Source organism: Mucilaginibacter terrenus, assembly GCF_003432065.1.
GTDB lineage: Bacteria > Bacteroidota > Bacteroidia > Sphingobacteriales > Sphingobacteriaceae > Mucilaginibacter > Mucilaginibacter terrenus.
The window spans coordinates 1-644 of the sequence record NZ_QWDE01000012.1 but is presented as its reverse complement, the minus strand read 5'-3'; the positions used below and the strand labels follow the sequence as shown (position 1 = coordinate 644).

1 protein-coding gene is annotated in these 644 nt (G+C 58.5%); it reads left to right on the top strand.

The genetic code is table 11. The features are described from left to right. Positions 1–644 (top strand): 6-phosphogluconolactonase (locus DYU05_RS20820; RefSeq protein ID WP_205771947.1); only part of this gene is annotated, 644 nt, incomplete at both ends.

Sequence of the window (644 nt, the reverse complement as noted above, 5' to 3'; positions counted from 1 at the left end):
GAGCAGGACGCGGTAGCCGCCTTCTGCCTCAACTACGAGCACCAGATAGAAGAACTGGGCGGGCTGGACCTGCAGCTCCTCGGTATCGGCCGTACCGGCCACATCGGCTTCAACGAGCCGGGCTCGGCACCTAACTCCGGTACCCGCCTGGTTACCCTGGATGACCTTACCCGCCGCGACGCCTCGCGCGACTTCGGAGGCAAGCAGAACGTACCCACCAAGGCCATTACCATGGGTGTGGGTACCATCTTCAAGGCCAGGGAGATCATCCTGATGGCCTGGAGCGCCAAGAAAGCACCTATTGTAAAGAAAGCCGTAGAAGGCGAGATCTCCGGCGATGTACCGGCTACCTACCTGCAGCTATCCGACCATGTGGAGTTCGTGCTGGACGAAGGCGCGGCATCCGGCCTTACCCGCTTTGATACCCCATGGCTGGTAAAGGATTGCGTATGGGACAACCTGCTCAAAAAGAAAGCCGTGATCTGGCTTTCAGGCGCGGTGAACAAACCCATCCTCAAGCTGACAGAAGAAGACTACAACAACCACGGCATGGCACAGCTTGCCGTAGAGCAGGGCCCGGTATACAACATCAATATCGACATCTTTAACCAGGTGCAGCATACCATCACCGGCTGGCCGGGCGG